General features: G+C 71.7%; 12 protein-coding genes and 3 tRNA genes. 9 read left to right on the top strand and 6 right to left on the bottom strand.

The window, feature by feature from the left end; translation table 11 throughout:
• Positions 1-182: 182 nt before the first annotated feature.
• The 5 genes from Pma05_RS31460 to Pma05_RS31440 form a co-directional block, all read right to left on the bottom strand.
• Positions 183-257, bottom strand: a tRNA-Val gene (locus Pma05_RS31460).
• A gap of 13 nt (positions 258-270) precedes the next feature.
• Positions 271-341: transfer RNA gene (locus tag Pma05_RS31455), tRNA-Cys, on the bottom strand.
• 32 nt (positions 342-373) lie between these two features.
• Positions 374-446, bottom strand: a tRNA-Gly gene (locus Pma05_RS31450).
• 249 nt (positions 447-695) lie between these two features.
• A complete protein-coding gene (locus Pma05_RS31445) occupies positions 696-1,727 on the bottom strand; it encodes a TAXI family TRAP transporter solute-binding subunit (RefSeq protein ID WP_203861123.1) in 1,032 nt (343 codons plus the stop codon).
• Entirely contained in the window at positions 1,724-4,273 is a 2,550-nt protein-coding gene (locus Pma05_RS31440; RefSeq protein ID WP_239313471.1) for a TRAP transporter permease, read from the bottom strand. Before Pma05_RS31440 ends, Pma05_RS31445 begins: the two co-directional genes overlap by 4 nt.
• Before the next feature lie 270 nt (positions 4,274-4,543).
• On the opposite strand from Pma05_RS31440, the gene Pma05_RS31435 reads away from it, so the two are divergent.
• The 4 genes from Pma05_RS31435 to Pma05_RS31420 all read left to right on the top strand — a co-directional run bounded on the left by Pma05_RS31435 (position 4,544) and on the right by Pma05_RS31420 (position 7,903).
• The gene (locus Pma05_RS31435) at positions 4,544-5,146 is read left to right on the top strand and encodes a TetR/AcrR family transcriptional regulator (protein ID WP_203861122.1); all 603 of its coding nucleotides are present in this window, start codon (positions 4,544-4,546) and stop codon (positions 5,144-5,146) included.
• Between the two features lie 98 nt (positions 5,147-5,244).
• Positions 5,245-5,826, top strand: a complete 582-nt coding sequence (locus Pma05_RS31430; protein WP_203861121.1) for a TIGR03086 family metal-binding protein — start codon at positions 5,245-5,247, stop codon at positions 5,824-5,826.
• A gap of 218 nt (positions 5,827-6,044) precedes the next feature.
• On the top strand, positions 6,045-7,010 hold the full coding sequence (locus Pma05_RS31425) for a carbohydrate ABC transporter permease (protein ID WP_203861120.1): 966 nt from the start codon (positions 6,045-6,047) through the stop codon (positions 7,008-7,010).
• On the top strand, positions 7,007-7,903 hold the full coding sequence (locus tag Pma05_RS31420) for a carbohydrate ABC transporter permease (protein WP_307836946.1): 897 nt from the start codon (positions 7,007-7,009) through the stop codon (positions 7,901-7,903). Before Pma05_RS31425 ends, Pma05_RS31420 begins: the two co-directional genes overlap by 4 nt.
• Before the next feature lie 84 nt (positions 7,904-7,987).
• Here Pma05_RS31420 and Pma05_RS31415 read toward each other — a convergent pair whose 3' ends face one another.
• Positions 7,988-8,992, bottom strand: coding sequence for a DUF6807 domain-containing protein (locus tag Pma05_RS31415; RefSeq protein ID WP_239313468.1), 1,005 nt, complete (start codon positions 8,990-8,992; stop codon positions 7,988-7,990).
• A 422-nt stretch (positions 8,993-9,414) separates the two neighbouring features.
• Here Pma05_RS31415 and Pma05_RS31410 point away from each other — a divergent pair, with 422 nt between their 5' ends.
• From Pma05_RS31410 to Pma05_RS31390, 5 genes are all read left to right on the top strand, one after another.
• Positions 9,415-10,449: a LacI family DNA-binding transcriptional regulator gene (locus Pma05_RS31410; RefSeq protein ID WP_203861119.1), complete on the top strand. Its 1,035-nt coding sequence runs from the start codon at positions 9,415-9,417 to the stop codon at positions 10,447-10,449.
• Between the two features lie 125 nt (positions 10,450-10,574).
• Positions 10,575-11,063 (top strand): L-rhamnose mutarotase, encoded by a 489-nt coding sequence (locus tag Pma05_RS31405; protein WP_203861118.1) that lies wholly within the window; start codon positions 10,575-10,577, stop codon positions 11,061-11,063.
• Between the two features lie 2 nt (positions 11,064-11,065).
• A complete protein-coding gene (gene rhaI / locus Pma05_RS31400) occupies positions 11,066-12,229 on the top strand; it encodes an L-rhamnose isomerase (protein WP_203861117.1) in 1,164 nt (387 codons plus the stop codon).
• A complete protein-coding gene (locus tag Pma05_RS31395) occupies positions 12,226-14,295 on the top strand; it encodes a bifunctional aldolase/short-chain dehydrogenase (RefSeq protein WP_239313465.1) in 2,070 nt (689 codons plus the stop codon). Before rhaI ends, Pma05_RS31395 begins: the two co-directional genes overlap by 4 nt.
• A complete protein-coding gene (locus Pma05_RS31390) occupies positions 14,292-15,797 on the top strand; it encodes a rhamnulokinase (protein WP_239313462.1) in 1,506 nt (501 codons plus the stop codon). The genes Pma05_RS31395 and Pma05_RS31390 overlap by 4 nt, the downstream gene beginning before the upstream one ends.
• Positions 15,798-15,812: the final 15 nt, after the last annotated feature.

The following is a 15,812-nucleotide window of genomic DNA, read 5'->3' as shown; positions in this document are numbered from 1 at the left end:
GCGCCTTCACTCCACCCGGCTGAGGCAACTTCCCCCGTACCACGTCATCCATCAGCTTGGACCCGCCGCCGGACCGCCGTAGATGATCATGCGCTCCCAATTTGCTCCCACCGTAAGGAGCAACAACAAAACGGCTCATTACCGATGATCTGGTAACGAGCCGTTTGACCTGCATATACAGCTGGTGGGCGATACTGGGTTTGAACCAGTGACCTCTTCCGTGTCAAGGAAGCGCGCTCCCACTGCGCCAATCGCCCTCGCTTGTAGCCGAGGTGGAGACGGGATTTGAACCCGTGTACACGGCTTTGCAGGCCGTTGCCTCGCCTCTCGGCCACTCCACCGAGGTAGCCCCCGACATGTGGCGGCATCTCCGAGCGGACGACGGGACTCGAACCCGCGACCCTCACCTTGGCAAGGTGATGCGCTACCAACTGCGCTACGTCCGCTTGTCATCCGGTGTTTCCTGGTGACGGATGAGAACTTTAGCCGAGGCCGCGAACAGATGCCAACTCGGGGGGCCGGTCGGCGGGTCAGCAGTTCCCGGGTTTCCCGGGCTGCCCACGATCTCGAACTACCACCCTGGTCGGAGCCTTGATCACCCCGTACCGCCCTCGCCACCACCCCTAATCATCCTAGGAACCTGGGAGTGTAGGGATGGTGGCGGGGGACGGATCGGACGACGATGAAGAGCCGGGTTACTTCGCGGCGTTGAGGTTGTCGAGGGCCTGGGTGGCGCCGCGGTGCAGGGGTACCGGCTCGGTCCTGCGGGCGGTGTCCAGGCTGATCTCCTTGGCCGCCGCGTTGGCCTGTTCGAGCTGCGGTTTCCGCTCGAAGAGCGCCTTGGTCAGTACGCAGACCAGGTTCGCGTCGAGGTCGTCCTTCACCAGCAGGAGGTTCGGTACCACGATGGTCTTGACGTCGGCCGGAGTGCCGTAGGTGGCGGCCGGGATCGTGCTCTCCTCGTACACCGGGTTGATTTTCTTCATTTCGGCCAGCAGCGGGGTGATGTCCAGGAAGCCGACCTGGCCCCTGGCCGTGGTGAGCAGGTCGGTGATGCCCGGCGTGGGCAGGCCGCCCGACCAGAACAGCGCGTCGATCGAGCCGTCCTTCATCCCGTCGACGGTCTTGGCCAGGTCCAGCCGCTGCGCCTGGATGTCCTTGGCCGGGTCGAGTCCGGCCGCCTGGAGCAGCCGATTCGCGATGACCTCGGTACCCGACTTCGGCGACCCGGTGGAGACCCGCTTGCCCCGCATGTCGGCAACCGAGTTGATCCCGGCACCGTTGCGCACGATCACCTGGGTGAAGTTCGTGTGGATCCGGGCCAGCGCCTGCACCGGCTGCCGCTGCCCCTCGAAGCTGCCGGTGCCCTGCACCGCGTCTGCGGCGGTGTCGGCCAGCGAGAACGCCACCGCGTACGTGCCGGCGACGAGTTGCTGGATGTTCTGCACCGAGGCTCCGGTCTCGGCCGCGGTGGCCTTGACCTTGCTGCCCGGCGCGTTGGAGACCTGCTCGGCGTACGCGTTGCCGAGCGCGAAGTAGACCCCGGTCGCGTTGCCGGTGGCGATCCCGATCCGGGTCTCCGTACCCACCTCGCAGGTGACCTCGCCACCCGCGTCGGTGCTGGCGGTGTCCTGCCGGCCACCACAGCCGGCCACCCCGGTCAGGCCCAGACCAGCAGCGGCGACCGCCGCCAGGATCCTCGTCGTGATCCTCGTCGTACGCCTCATTTCGCATCCTCTCCCACGCTCGAACCGATTCCCTGGCCCCTCGGGCCGGTGTCGTCGTCCGCCCGGGAACCCAGGTCGGCAGCCGGGCCGGAAGCCGGGTCGGCTGCCGGCTCCGGCGCGCTCTCCGGCACCGGCACCGGGGCCGGGCCCGGGCCCGGCCCCGGCCGCTCCGCGTCCGCCTCGTCCGGCACGGCGTCGGCGGGCCGGTCGACGCCACTCCGGGCGCCCGGCACCGCCGGGCCGACGTCCTCGACCACCGGCCCGGCCACGGCGGTGCGGCGTCGGCGGGCCAGCGCCGCCAGTACGGCGACGACGACCAGCCCGCCGCCGAGCGCGATCGACACCGGGTGCAGGTAGAGCAGCAACAGGCCGGCGAGGGCGGTGAGGGTCCGTTCGACCGCGCCGGCCGGCCCGACGCCGAGCAGCCAGCCACCGGTGGCCACGGCGAGCGCTGCCACGCCGAGACAGCCGACCAGCCCCGCCCAGAGCACCTCGACCGGGGAGCCCCGACCGAGCAGGTACTCCCCCGGCCCGGTCAGCACGAAGGCGATCGGGGCGAGGAAGGCCGGCAGGGCGTACTTGAGGGCCTGCCACATGGTCGGCACGGTCCGGCCGCCGGTGATCGCCGCCGCGCCCACCGCCGCCAGTGCGGTCGGCGGGGTGACCTCGGAGAGTACCGAGTAGTAGAAGACGAACATCGCCGCCGCCGGGGCCGGTACGCCGAGCGCGAGCAGCGCCGGACCGATGATCACCCAGCCGATGATGAACGAGGCGGTGACCGGTACGGCCAGCCCGAGCAGCGAGAGCGCGACCGCGGCGAAGACCACGGTCAGCGCCAGTACCACGGTCGGGTTGTCGGCCAGCGCCTCGGCGCCCCGGACCAGCAGCGAGGCGAACTGCGCGCCGAGTCCGGTCTTGGTGGTGGTGGCGGTGATGATGCCGGCCGCGCCACAGACGGCGGCGACCGGGAGCACCCCGCGTACTCCGGCGGAGAGGGCGGCGAAGATCCGTCGTGGGGTCAGCCAGCTCCGCCGGTCGAGGAAGCTGAGCAGCACCGCCAGTCCGGTGGCGTAGACGACCGCCCGGATGGCGCTCACCCCGACCGCGAGCAGGACGACTATGACGACCAGCGAGGAGAAGTGGTAGCCGAACCGGCCCAGCAGCCGCCACGCCGAGCCGGCGGCCACCTCGACCGGGCGTACCTTGAACCGGCGGGCGTCGATCTCGACGGCGAGCAGGATGCCGAGGTAGTAGAGCAGGGTCGGGATCACCGCCCAGCCGAGCACGGTCAGGTAGGAGACTTCCAGGTATTCGGCGACGATGAAGGCCGCCGCGCCCAGGGTCGGGGGCGAGAGGATCGCGCCGACCCCGGCCGCCGCCAGCATCCCGCCGGCATGCTCGGCGGGATAGCCGGCGCGGCGCAGGATCGGCCAGGTGACCGCGCCGACGCTGACCGCGGTGGCGGTACCGGAGCCGGAGACGGTGCCGAGCAGGAACCCGGATGCGACGGCGGTGCGGCCGGCGGCGCTGCGGGACCGCCGGAACGCGGCCACCGAGAGGTCGACGAAGAACCGCCCGGCGCCGGAGAGGTCGAGTACCGCACCGTAGATCGTGAACAGCACGATGTAGGTGGCGGCGACGTCCAGCGGGGTGCCGTAGAAGCCGCTGCCGGAGTTGTAGAGCGCGTCGACGATCTGTCCGAAGTCGAGCCCGGCGTGCGCGATCGCCCAGCTCTGCGGCAGCAGCCCGCCGTAGTAGCCGTAGCCGAGGAAGAGCACGCAGACCAGCGGCAGGATCCAGCCGGTGGTCCGCCGGCAGGCTTCGATCAGGAGGATCAGCAGCAGCGCGCCCATCGCCACGTCGACCGGGGCGAGCAGCCCCTGCCGGTCGAGGAAGGCGTCGTAGCCGCCGCCGGCGTCGCCGATCGCGAGCGGCAGCACGGGATAGAGACAGACGATCAGGGCCAGCCCGGCCAGCAGCCAGTCCGGCACCGTCGGCAGGTCCCGGCGCGGCGCGGCCGGAGCATCCGGATCGGGTACCCGGCGCGGCCCGACCGCCGGCAGCCGGCTCGCCAGCCGCTCCGGCAACCGCAGCCCCGACCGGTACGCGAGGAAGACCAGTGGCAGTACGCCGGTCAGGAAGACGATCAGATAGAACTGGCTGCCCTGGGCCAGTGGCCGGAACACCTGCCAGAGCACCAGCAGCGCGACGGCGAAGGCGACCACCGCCACCCCGACCTCGACCGGGCCGGTGAGTTGCCGTGCCGGCCGCTCCTCGTCGTCATAGGTCACGGCGGCGGTGGCGACGTCCGGTGTGGCCAGGGCGGGGAGTTCGTCCCGCCCGATCCGGGCAGACCTCTCCGCCGGCCGCTCCGGATGGTGGGCAGACGGTTCCACCGGCCGGTCCGGGCCGGGGTCCGGGTCCGGGCCGAGGTCGGGCGGGTCCGTCGCGGCTCCGGGGGCGGGCCGTTCCAGGGTGGACCCGTCTGGTGCCGGCCCGGGTTCGGCGTCCGCCGCCGGAGGGATTTTGGCCACACCGTCTGGCATGTGCGGACCCTACTACGGGGTACCGATGGTTGCCGATCTTTCTCGGTCGGGTGGTCGGCTCGCCGGGCCGGGCGGTTGGCTGGCTGCGCCGGCCGGTGCACGCCCCGGCTGACGGTCGTTCCGTACCTGGTGGACGGGGTTCGCCGGGGCGGGGCGAGGGGCGCGCGGACGTGCGGCTTCTGATGTGCTAGTGGACAGTCTGACCCGCTAGTAACTTATCCGACGTGTTGATAGCTTATTGTGCTGGCCAGAATGGGCTAACGTAGCCGCGTGACGAGACGTGCGGCAGAGGTGCGGCTGGATGCGCTGCTACGCACCGCCTGCGACGTGATCGCGACGCGGGGGCTGGCCAACACGCGTACGGCCGACGTGGCCCAGGCCGCCGGGGTGAGCCAGGCACTGGTCTTCTACCACTTCGCCACCAAGGAGCGACTGGTCGCCCAGGCGTTCGCGTACGCCGCCGAACAGGATCTGGCCCGGCTCGAGGCGGTGCTCCGGTCCCCCGGCACCCCGCTGGTCAAGCTGAAGAAACTGCTCCGCCTCTACGCCCCGCCGGGCCGATCCCGGTCGTGGGCGATGTGGATCGACGGGTGGTCGGAGTCGCTGCGTACGCCGGAGTTGGAGAAGGTGTCCCGACGGTTGGACCTGCGCCGACGGGAGGGGCTCGGCGAGGTGATCACGGCCGGGGTCGCCGACGGGGTGTTCAGCTGCGACGATCCGGCCGGGGCCGCCTGGCGGATCAACGGGCTGATCGACGGGCTCGCCGTGCAGCTGGCGGTGCACGACCGGGTGATCCCGCGCCGCCAGCTCACCGAGTGGGTGCGGCTCTCGGTCGCCCGCGAACTCGGGCTGATCCCCGACCAACTGGACTGACCGGAGACCCGCCCCGACGGGACCGGCCGGCCGGCCCGGACCGCTCGGCTCGGGCCACTTCCCCGGCGGGCGGGGGTGCGGCCGGGCAGAATCGGGCCATGGACCTGCTGACGACGTACCGGCGTACGGTGGCCGGGTTCGCCGACCGGGTCGGCCAGGTCGGTGCCGACCAGTGGGCCGCGGCCACGCCCTGCGCCGACTGGGACGTCCGGACCCTGGTGAACCACGTGGTCGGGGAGGAGCGCTGGTCGGTGCCGCTCTTCGGCGGCGCCTCGCTGGCCGAGGTCGGCGACCGGTTCGCCGGTGACCTGTTGGGCGCCGATCCCGCCACCTCGGCCCGGGACGCGGCCGAGCGGGCCTGCCGGGCCGTCGCCGACCCCGACGTGCTGGACCGCACGGTGGAGTTGTCGGTCGGGCCGACGCCGGGTCGGGAGTACCTGCACCAGTTGCTGGCCGAGCATCTGGTGCACGGCTGGGATCTGGCGACGGCGATCGGCGTCGAGCCGCGGCTCGATCCGGCCGGCGTGCAGGAGTGTGCCCGGTGGTTCGCCGAACGCACGTCGATGTACCGGGACAGCGGGCTGACCGACCCGGGCGTACCGGTGCCGCCGGAGGCGAGCGGGCAGGATCGGCTGGTCGCCGCGTTCGGTCGGGATCCGGGCTGGCGTCCCGGCTACTGATCGACGGTTCGATCGACGTCATGAATCGATTCATCCCTGGCCAGGTATCCCCCGACCAGCCCAGACTCCACTCCGCTGGGCAGAGCCTCCATTGACAGGTCCCGCTCGTCGGCGGTACCGTCGTGCGGCTTGTTGAATGGTTTCATCACCGCCTCACCGCGCGGGCGCGGGCACACCCGGCGAGGTGTTGCCGCCAGGAGCCGATGGGAAAGTCGACCATGACAACTGGGACCCTGCGCAGGCCGCCGCCCCGGCCCGCCGCACCGGACGGCACCGCCCCCGGCGCCCGGCCCCGATACCGACGCAACCGGCCCGGGATCGCGTACCTCTTCCTCTCCCCCTGGGTCGCCGGGGCGCTGTTGCTGACCATCGGCCCGATGCTCGCCTCGCTCTACCTGTCGTTCACCGACTACGACCTGTTCACCTCTCCGGAATGGGTCGGCCTGGAGAACTACCAGCGACTCTTCGCCGACGACGCGCGGTTCCTCGCCTCGGCCAAGGTCACCGCGATGTACGTGCTGATCTCCGTACCGCTGAAGCTGGCCGCCGCCCTCGCGGTGGCCCTGCTGCTCAACCGGAAGCGGCGCGGGCAGGGCTTCTACCGGTCCGCCTTCTACGCGCCCTCGCTGCTCGGCACCGGCGTGGCGATCGCGCTGGTCTGGCGGGCGATGTTCACCGACGCCGGGGTGGTCGACTCGGTCACCGGCACCTTCGGCTGGGACACCGGCGGCTGGATCAACGAGCCGGACTACGCGCTCTACGTGCTGATCATCCTGGCCGTCTGGCAGTTCGGCGCGCCGATGGTGATCTTCCTGGCCGGTCTCAAGCAGATCCCGACCGAACTCTACGACGCCGCCGCGGTCGACGGCTCCGGCACCTGGCGCACCTTCCGGTCGGTGACGCTACCGATGCTCTCCCCGATCATCCTGTTCAACCTGGTGTTGGAGACGATCCACGCGTTCCAGGCGTTCACCCCGGCGTTCATCGTCAGCGGCGGCCGGGGCGGGCCGAGCAACTCGACCCTGTTCTACACGCTCTACCTCTACGAACGCGGGTTCTCGCAGTTCCGGATGGGCTACGCCTCGGCGATGGCCTGGCTGCTGCTGCTCGTCATCGCGATCATCACGGCGCTGTTCTTCGGCACCTCGCGCCGCTGGGTGTTCTACTCCGGGGAGGACCGGTGAGCACGCTCTCCGACGGCCTGTCGACCCGTACTCCGGGGGCTCGGCGGCCGGGCGCGCCCGGAGCGCGGCTGCGTACGGTCGGCTGGCATGCGCTGATCATCGGCGTACTGGCCCTGCTGCTGTATCCGGTGGTGTGGCTGCTGGCCACCTCGATCAAGCCGACCGACGAGATCCTCTCCAGCCTGAGCCTGCTGCCGAGCAGGCTGGCGCCGGAGAACTACTCCGCCGCGCTGGACGGGATCGCCGGGATCGGCGTCTGGCGGTTCTTCACCAACTCGCTGATCGTGGCGATCGGCGCGGTGATCGGCAACCTGGTCTCCTGTGCGCTGGCCGCGTACGCCTTCGCCCGGCTGCGGTTCCGGCTGCGCGGGCCGCTGTTCGCGTTCACCCTGCTGACCATCATGCTGCCGTACCACGTGGTGCTGATCCCGCAGTACACGATCTTCCAGAAGCTGGACCTGGTCGGCACCTTCGTACCGCTGATCCTGCCCAAGCTGCTCGCCACCGACGCGTTCTTCGTCTTCCTGATGGTGCAGTTCATCCGGGGCCTGCCCCGGGAACTGGACGACGCGGCGGAGATCGACGGCTGCGGACCCGTACTCACCTTCCGGTACGTGATCCTGCCGCTGCTCAAGCCGGCCCTGGTCACCACCGCGATCTTCACCTTCATCTGGACCTGGAACGACTTCTTCAGCCAGCTCGTCTACCTCAACGACCCCGACTCGTACACCCTGCCGCTGGCGCTGCGGCTCTTCATCGACCAGACCAGCGAGTCGGCGTTCGGGCCGATGTTCGCGATGTCGGTGCTGAGCATCGTCCCGGTGATGCTCTTCTTCCTGGCCTTCCAGCGCTATCTGGTGGAGGGGATCGCCACCTCCGGCCTGAAGGGCTGACGGGCTGAAGGGCTCAAGGGCTGACCGGCCCGGTTCGCTTGCGGTCGCGGGGCCGGTCAGGACGCCAGGACTGATCAGGACTGGTCAGGAGGTCAGGGCCGGTCCCAGCGCCTCGACCTCGTCGCGGGTCAGCTCGCCGTCCGCGACCACGATCCGGTGCCGGCGCCGCACTTCGCTGCCGGCCGGGACCGGCAGGGTCCGCACGAAGGCGAGCGCGACGCAGACCCCGGGATAGATCCCGGTCCGCACGAACCAGTGGTCGCCGTCGGCCAGGCCGGCGAAGACCAGCGTGTACGGCCGGCCGCCGTCCGCCGCGCCGACCATCGCGACCCAGGGTTCGGTGCTGCCGTTGACCCGCTCCTCCCCGTCGGCGCTCGCCGTGAAGGCCCGGTTGGGCCCAGGTGCGATCCGCCAGAAGAAGCCGCCGTAGCCGGCCCCGTCCGGCCGGCCGTTGGTGGCCGGGCTGCCGAGCAGGATGTCCCGGTCGGCCGGTGCGGTCAGGGTGTAGCCGAAGTCGAGCAGCCAGGCGTCGGACCGGCCGGTCAGTTCCACGGCCGCGACCTGCCGCTCCTCGGTCAGCAGGGTGGCGCCGGTCGGGTCCAGCCAGCGCAGCCGCTCGGCGAACCCACCGTCCCCCGGCGCGGCGTCCCCGGCGTCGCCGTCAGCGGACAGCCCGGCGGCCTCGGACAGCCCGCCAGCCTCGGACGGGCCGCCAGCCTCGGACAGGCCGGCGGCCTCGGACAGCCCGGCGGCCTCGGACAGGCCGGCGGGCAGCCGGCCGTTGGGCAGCCAGTCGTCGTGCACGATCCGGCCGTGGTCGTCGAGCCAGGTGTAGCCGACGTCCCGGACGTAGGTCCTGCCTCCCCAGAGGTTGCTGCCCGAGACGTCCTGCATGGCGACCGAGACTCCGAGGTGCCAGCGGTGGTCCTCGGGCAGCGTGTCGGTCACCACGACCCCGCCGAGGGTACGCACCGGATGCAGGTACGGCCGGGGCCCCCAGCGCGGGTCGACGTGCGGGTCGTCGAGGACGTACCGCGCCACGGTCTCGCCGCGCACTCGCAGCCGTACGCCGGTCAGGTCCTCGCCCATGCTCGCCGCCCTCGGTCCGTCACTCGGGGTGCCGGTCGGCGGCACCGGATAGGAAAGCGCTTCCCGCGCTCCGCCAGGGTACCGACGGCGGCGCCCGCCGGAAACCACGCCTCGCGCGCCGCCCAGTGCGGCCCAAGATTCTTGGCGAATTGTGGCGTGTGGCGAACCATTACTCGCCAAGGATCTTGATGTGCCAGGCGTTCGACGCGCGGCAGTGGGTTGTGGGACCCAACCACCGGGGCACCGCGCGGCACCGGAGCGGCGAGGTGCAGCCGGTGCGGTGCACCGGGGAGTTACTGTCGGTCGCACGCGGTCGACGGGCCGGTGCGGGGACTGCGGTCGGGCGCACCGTGGCACGGAACCGCCGGATAACCTTGACACGTTTCAGCCCGACGATCGGGGCTGCGGGGAGGAGGTCGGTGGTGCCGGGACCAGCGGTGAGCATCCGCGACGTGGCCAGCCAGGCGGGGGTGTCGGTGGGCACGGTCTCCAACGTGCTCAACCGGCCCGACATCGTGGCGGCGTCGACCCGCAACCGGGTACTCGCCGCGATCAGCGAGTTGGGGTTCGTGCCCAACGACGCCGCCCGGCAGTTGCGCCGGGGCCGGGGCCGCACCCTGGGCCTGGTGGTGCTGGACGTGGCCAACCCGTTCTTCACCGATGTCGCCAAGGGGGTCGAGGACGCCACCGGGGCGGCCGGGATGGCGGTGATCTTCTGCAACAGCGACGGCGACTCGGCCAAGGAGAGCAGATATCTGGACCTGCTGGAGGAGCAGCGCGTCCAGGGGGTGCTGATCACTCCAGTCGACGACGCCAACGAGCGGCTGGTCCGGCTCCGCGAGCGGGGCGTACTCGTGGTCCTGCTGGACCGGCGCTCCACCCGGCCGGATGTCTGCTCAGTGTCGGTCGACGACCGGCTCGGCGGTGAACTGGCGATGCGGCACCTGGTGGAGGCCGGGCACCGGCGGATCGCCTTCGTCGGCGGCCCGTGGCGGCTGGAACAGGTACGGGACCGCTGTCACGGCGCGGTGCACGCGCTGCGTGAGGCCGGGCTCGCCGAGGAGACCCTGCGCCGGTTCGAGACGCCGAGCCCGACCGTGGCGGCCGGCCGGGATGCCGCGTCCAGGATCCTCGGGCTGCCCCGGTCCGCCCGGGCGACCGCGGTCTTCTGCGCGAACGACCTGCTGGCGCTCGGCGTACTCCAGGAACTCACCCGGCAGCAGGTGCGGGTGCCGGAGGACATCGCGCTGGTCGGCTACGACGACATCGACTTCGCCGCCGCGGCGGCGGTGCCGCTCTCCTCGGTACGCCAGCCACGGCAGCGGCTCGGTCAGACGGCGGCGCAGTTGATGCTGGACGAGGCGAACGACCCGGAGAACCACCGGCACAAACAGGTGATCTTCGAGCCGGAGTTGGTGGTCCGGGAGTCCAGCCGGTACGCCCGGACCCCGGGCTGACCCCGGGCTGACCCCGGGCCCGGCGTCGACGGCCGGACCCGGCCCGGTTTCTTGACAGTTCAGTGACGGCGCTCGTATGTTGAGTGCGGCTTGTTGAAACGGTTCATTTGTTGGGAGGCCCGCCGATGCGGCGAGTGTGCTTCGTCCTCCGGGTCCGGCCCGAACGGCTGGCCGAATACCGCGAACGACACGCGACGGTCTGGCCCGACATGCTCCGGGCGCTGCACGCGGCCGGCTGGCACGACTACTCCCTCTTCCTGCACGACGACGGGTTGCTGGTCGGGCACTTCCGCACCGAGGACCTGGCCGCGTCGCTCGCCGCGATGGAGGCCACCGACGTCAACGCCCGGTGGCAGGCCGAGATGGCCCCCTTCTTCGTCGGCCTTTCCGGCCGCCGCCCCGACGAGGGGTTCGTCGTCCTCGACGAGATCTTCAACCTGGACGCGCAACTCGCCGCACTGGACAACACCGCACTGAACACTGCCGCACTGGACAACACCGCACTGGACAACACCGCGCTGAGTACTGCCCCGCTGGGCAACACCGCGCTGAACGACACAACGCTGGGCAACACCGCGCTGGACACCACCACGTTCGACACCACGGAGGCCTGACCATGACCGAGACCGACGTCCGGGCGGCGCTGCGCGCGCAACGGATCGAGGTGCCCTCCTGGGCGTACGGCAACTCGGGCACCCGGTTCAAGGTGTTCGGCCAGCCGGGAGTGCCGCGCAACCCGGAGGAGAAGATCGCCGACGCGGCGCAGGTGCACGCGTACACCGGGATTGCCCCGGTGGTCTCGCTGCACATTCCCTGGGACCGGGTCGACGACTTCGGCAAGCTCGCGTCCTACGCGGCCGAGCGGGGGGTACGGATCGGCACCATCAACACCAACGTCTTCCAGGACGACGACTACAAGCTGGGCAGCGTCACCAACCCCGACCCGCGGATCCGACGCAAGGCGCTGGGCCACCTGCTGGAGTGCGTCGACATCATGGACGCCACCGGCTCGCGGGACCTGAAGCTGTGGTTCTCCGACGGCACCAACTATCCCGGTCAGGACGACATCCGGGCCCGGCAGGACCGGCTCGCCGAGGCGCTGCACGCCACCTACCAACGGCTCGGGCCGGAGCAGCGGATGCTGCTGGAGTACAAGCTCTTCGAGCCGGCGTTCTATCTGACCGACGTACCGGACTGGGGCACCGCGTACGCGCACTGCCTCAAGCTCGGTGAGCGGGCGCAGGTGGTGATCGACACCGGCCACCACGCCCCGGGTACCAACATCGAGTTCATCGTGGCCTTCCTGCTCCGGGAGGGAAAGCTCGGCGCCTTCGACTTCAACTCCCGGTTCTACGCCGACGACGACCTGATGGTCGGCGCGGCCGACCCGTTCCAGCTCTTCCGGATCATGCACGAGATCGTCCGGGCCGACGCGCTGCGGGTGGAGTCTGGGGTCAACTTCATGCTCGACCAGTGCCACAACATCGAGCCGAAGATCCCGGCACAGATCCGCTCGGTGATGAACGTGCAGGAGGCGACCGCCAAGGCGCTGCTGGTCGACGCCGAGGCGCTGGCCGCCGCGCAGGCCGCCGGGGACGTACTCGGCGCCAACGGGGTGCTGATGGACGCGTACAACACCGACGTGCGGCCGCTGCTGGCGCAGGTCCGCGCGGAGTCCGGCCTCGATCCGGACCCGATGGCCGCGTACGCCCGGTCCGGCTACGCCGAACGGATCGCCGCCGAGCGGGTCGGCGGGCAGCAGGCGGGCTGGGGGGCATGAGCATGGGCACCGAACCGACCAATCCGGAGGTCGCCGCGCTGCTGGGCCGGGGTCACCGGCTCGGCGCCGACCGGCGCACCACCAACTACGCCGGCGGCAACATCTCGGCCAAGGCGACCGGGGCGGACCCGGTCACCGGCGGGCCGACCGAGCTGCTCTGGGTCAAGGGCTCCGGCGGCGACATCGGCACCCTGACCGAGGCGGGGCTGGCGGTACTCCGGCTGGACCGGCTGCGCTCCCTGGTCGACGTCTACCCCGGGGTGGACCGCGAGGACGAGATGGTCGCGGCCTTCGACTACTGCCTGCACGGCCGGGGCGGTGCGGCACCGTCGATCGACACCGCGATGCACGGGCTGGTCGACGCCGCGCACGTCGACCACCTGCACCCGGACGCCGGGATCGCGCTGGCCACCGCCGCCGACGGCCCCGAGCTGACCCGGCGCTGCTTCGGCGACCGGGTGCTCTGGGTGCCGTGGCGCCGGCCCGGCTTCCAACTCGGCCTGGACATCGCCGCGATCGCCCGGGACAACCCGCAGGCGATCGGCGTGATCCTCGGCGGGCACGGGATCACCGCCTGGGGCGCCACCAGCGCCGAGTGCGAGGCCCGGTCGCTGGAGATCATCGAAACCGCCACCCGGTTCCTGGCCGAACACGGCCGGGCGGAGCCGTTCGGCGCGCTGCTTCCCGGGTACGCGGCACTGCCGGCCCCGCAGCGGCGGGAGCGGGCCGCCGCGCTGGCCCCGACGCTGCGCGGGCTGGCCAGCACCGACAGTCGACAGCACGGGCAGTTCCAGGTCGGGCACTTCACCGACGACGAGGCGGTACTCGACTTCCTGTCCCGCACCGAGCACCCGAGGCTGGCCGCGCTCGGCACCTCCTGCCCGGACCACTTCCTGCGGACCAAGGTCCGGCCGCTGGTACTCGACCTGCCGCCGGACGCGCCGCTGCCCGACGTACTGGCCCGGCTGCGCGAGCTGCACGAGGCGTACCGGAAGGACTACCGGGCCTACTACGAGCGGTACGCCGAGCCGGACTCGCCGGCGATCCGGGGTGCCGATCCGGCGATCGTGCTGGTACCCGGGGTCGGGATGTTCAGCTTCGGCCGGGACAAGCAGACCGCCCGGGTGGCCGCCGAGTACTACCTCAACGCGATCAACGTGATGCGCGGCGCGGAGGCGGTCTCGACGTACGCCCCGATCGACGAGGCGGAGAAGTTCCGGATCGAGTACTGGCAGCTCGAAGAGGCGAAGCTGCGCCGGATGCCGAAGCCGAAGGCGCTGGCCGGCCGGGTCGCGCTGGTCACCGGCGGCGGCTCCGGGATCGGCGCGGCTATCGCCCGGCGACTCGCCGCCGAGGGCGCCTGCGTGGTGGTGGCCGACCGCAACGTCGAGGGTGCCGCGACGGTGGCCGGGGAGATCGGCAACACCGACCGGGCGGTCGCGGTGCCGGTGGACGTCACCGAGTCGGCCGGGATCGAGGCGGCCTTCGCCGAGGCGGCCCTCGCGTTCGGCGGGGTCGACCTGGTGGTCAACAACGCCGGGCTGTCGATCTCGAAGTCGCTGCTGGAGACGACGGAGGCGGACTGGGACGTCCAGCACGGCGTGATGGCCAAGGGCTCCTTCCTGGTCTCCCGGGCCGCCGCCCGGCTCATGCTCGACCAGGGCCTCGGCGGGGACATCGTCTACGTCTCCAGCAAGAACTCGGTCTTCGCCGGCCCGAACAACATCGCGTACAGCGCGGCAAAGGCCGACCAGGCACACCAGGTACGCCTGCTCGCCGCCGAACTCGGCGAGCACGGCATCCGGGTCAACGGGGTCAACCCGGACGGCGTGGTACGCGGCTCCGGGATCTTCGCCAGCGGCTGGGGCGCCCAACGCGCCGCCGTGTACGGGGTGCCGGAGGAGGAGCTGGGCGCGTACTACGCCCGGCGTACCCTGCTGAAGCGGGAGGTGCTGCCGGAGCACGTCGCGAACGCGGTCTTCGCGCTGACCGGCGGCGAACTGTCGCACACCACCGGACTGCACGTACCGGTCGACTCCGGCGTGGCCGCGGCGTTCCTCCGGTGACCGGGTCGACCGGTCTGGCCGGCTCGACCGCCGTCGCCGTCGCCGCCGTCGACCTCGGCGCGGCCAGCGGCCGGGTGATGCTCGCCGAGGTCGCCCGGGACGGGGTGACGCTGACCGAGGTGCACCGGTTCGACAACGGGCCGGTCCGGCTCCTCGACACCCTGCACTGGGACGTGCTGCGGCTGCACGCCGAGACGCTGGCCGGGCTGCGGGCGGCACTGCACCGCCGGCCCGACCTGGCCAGCGTCGGCATCGACTCGTGGGCGGTCGACTACGCCCTGCTGGACGGCACCGGGGCGCTGGTCGGCAACCCGGTGCACTACCGGGACCGGCGTACCGACGGGGTGCAGGAGCGGGTGGTGGCGGCGCTCGGTGCCGACTATCTCTACCGGACGACCGGGCTGCAACTGCTGCCGTTCAACACGCTGTTCCAGCTCACCGCCGAACTGGGCACCCCGGCACTGGACCGGGCGCAGACGTTGCTGCTCGTCCCGGACCTGCTCGGCTACTGGCTGACCGGGGTCGCCGGGAGCGAGGTGACCAACGCCTCGACGACGCAACTGCTGGACGTGCGTACCCGGGAATGGTCCACCGACCTGATCACCCGGGCCGGGCTGCCGGCCCGGCTCTTCGGGCCGCTGCGCCAGCCCGGCGACCCGGTCGGCGAGCTGCGCCCGGAGGTCCGGGAGGCGGTCGGGACCAACCGGCCGGTACCGGTGACCGCGGTCGGCTCGCACGACACCGCGTCGGCGGTCGCGGCGGTACCCGCCGAGCACGACCGGTTCGGCTACATCTCCTGCGGCACCTGGTCGCTGGTCGGCGTCGAACTGCCCGCGCCGGTGCTGACCGAGGCGAGCCGGGCGGCCAACTTCACCAACGAGGCCGGGGTGGACGGCACGGTCCGCTACCTACGCAACGTGATGGGGCTCTGGCTGCTCCAGGAGTCGCTGCGGGTGTGGCGGTCCCAGGGGGTGGCCGACGACCTGGGCGCGCTGCTCGCCGCCGCCGCCCGGCAGCCCTCGCTGGCCGCCGTGGTCGACCCGGACGATCCGGTCTTCCTGCCCCCGGGCGACATGCCGGCCCGGATCGCGAAGGAGTGCGCCCGGCGCGGCGAGCCGGTACCGGAGGGCCCGGCGGCGCTGACCCGGTGCATCCTGGACAGTCTTGCCCTGGCCCACCGGGTCGCTCTGGGCCAGGCGCAGCGGCTGTCGGGGCGGGACGTGGAGGTGCTGCACGTGGTCGGTGGCGGGGCCCGTAACGAACTGCTCTGCCAGCTCACCGCCGACGCCTGTGGACTGCCGGTGGTGGCCGGACCGGTGGAGGCGACCGCGCTGGGCAACGCGCTGGTGCAGGCCCGGGCACTCGGCGTACTCGACGGCGGGCTGGCGGAGCTGCGGGCGCTGCTGCGGCGTACCGGATCGACCCGGACCTACCGGCCGCGTGCCGGCGGTGCGGCTGCCTGGCGGGCGGCGGCGGAGCGGGCCGGCCTGGCCGACGGATAGCCGGCGCCGGGCGAT

The sequence above is a fragment of the Plantactinospora mayteni genome, from assembly GCF_016862935.1.
In the GTDB taxonomy this organism is placed as follows: Bacteria; Actinomycetota; Actinomycetes; order Mycobacteriales; family Micromonosporaceae; genus Plantactinospora; species Plantactinospora mayteni.
The sequence above is the reverse complement of the archived record's forward strand: the minus strand, read 5'-3'. Positions and strand labels throughout refer to the sequence as shown.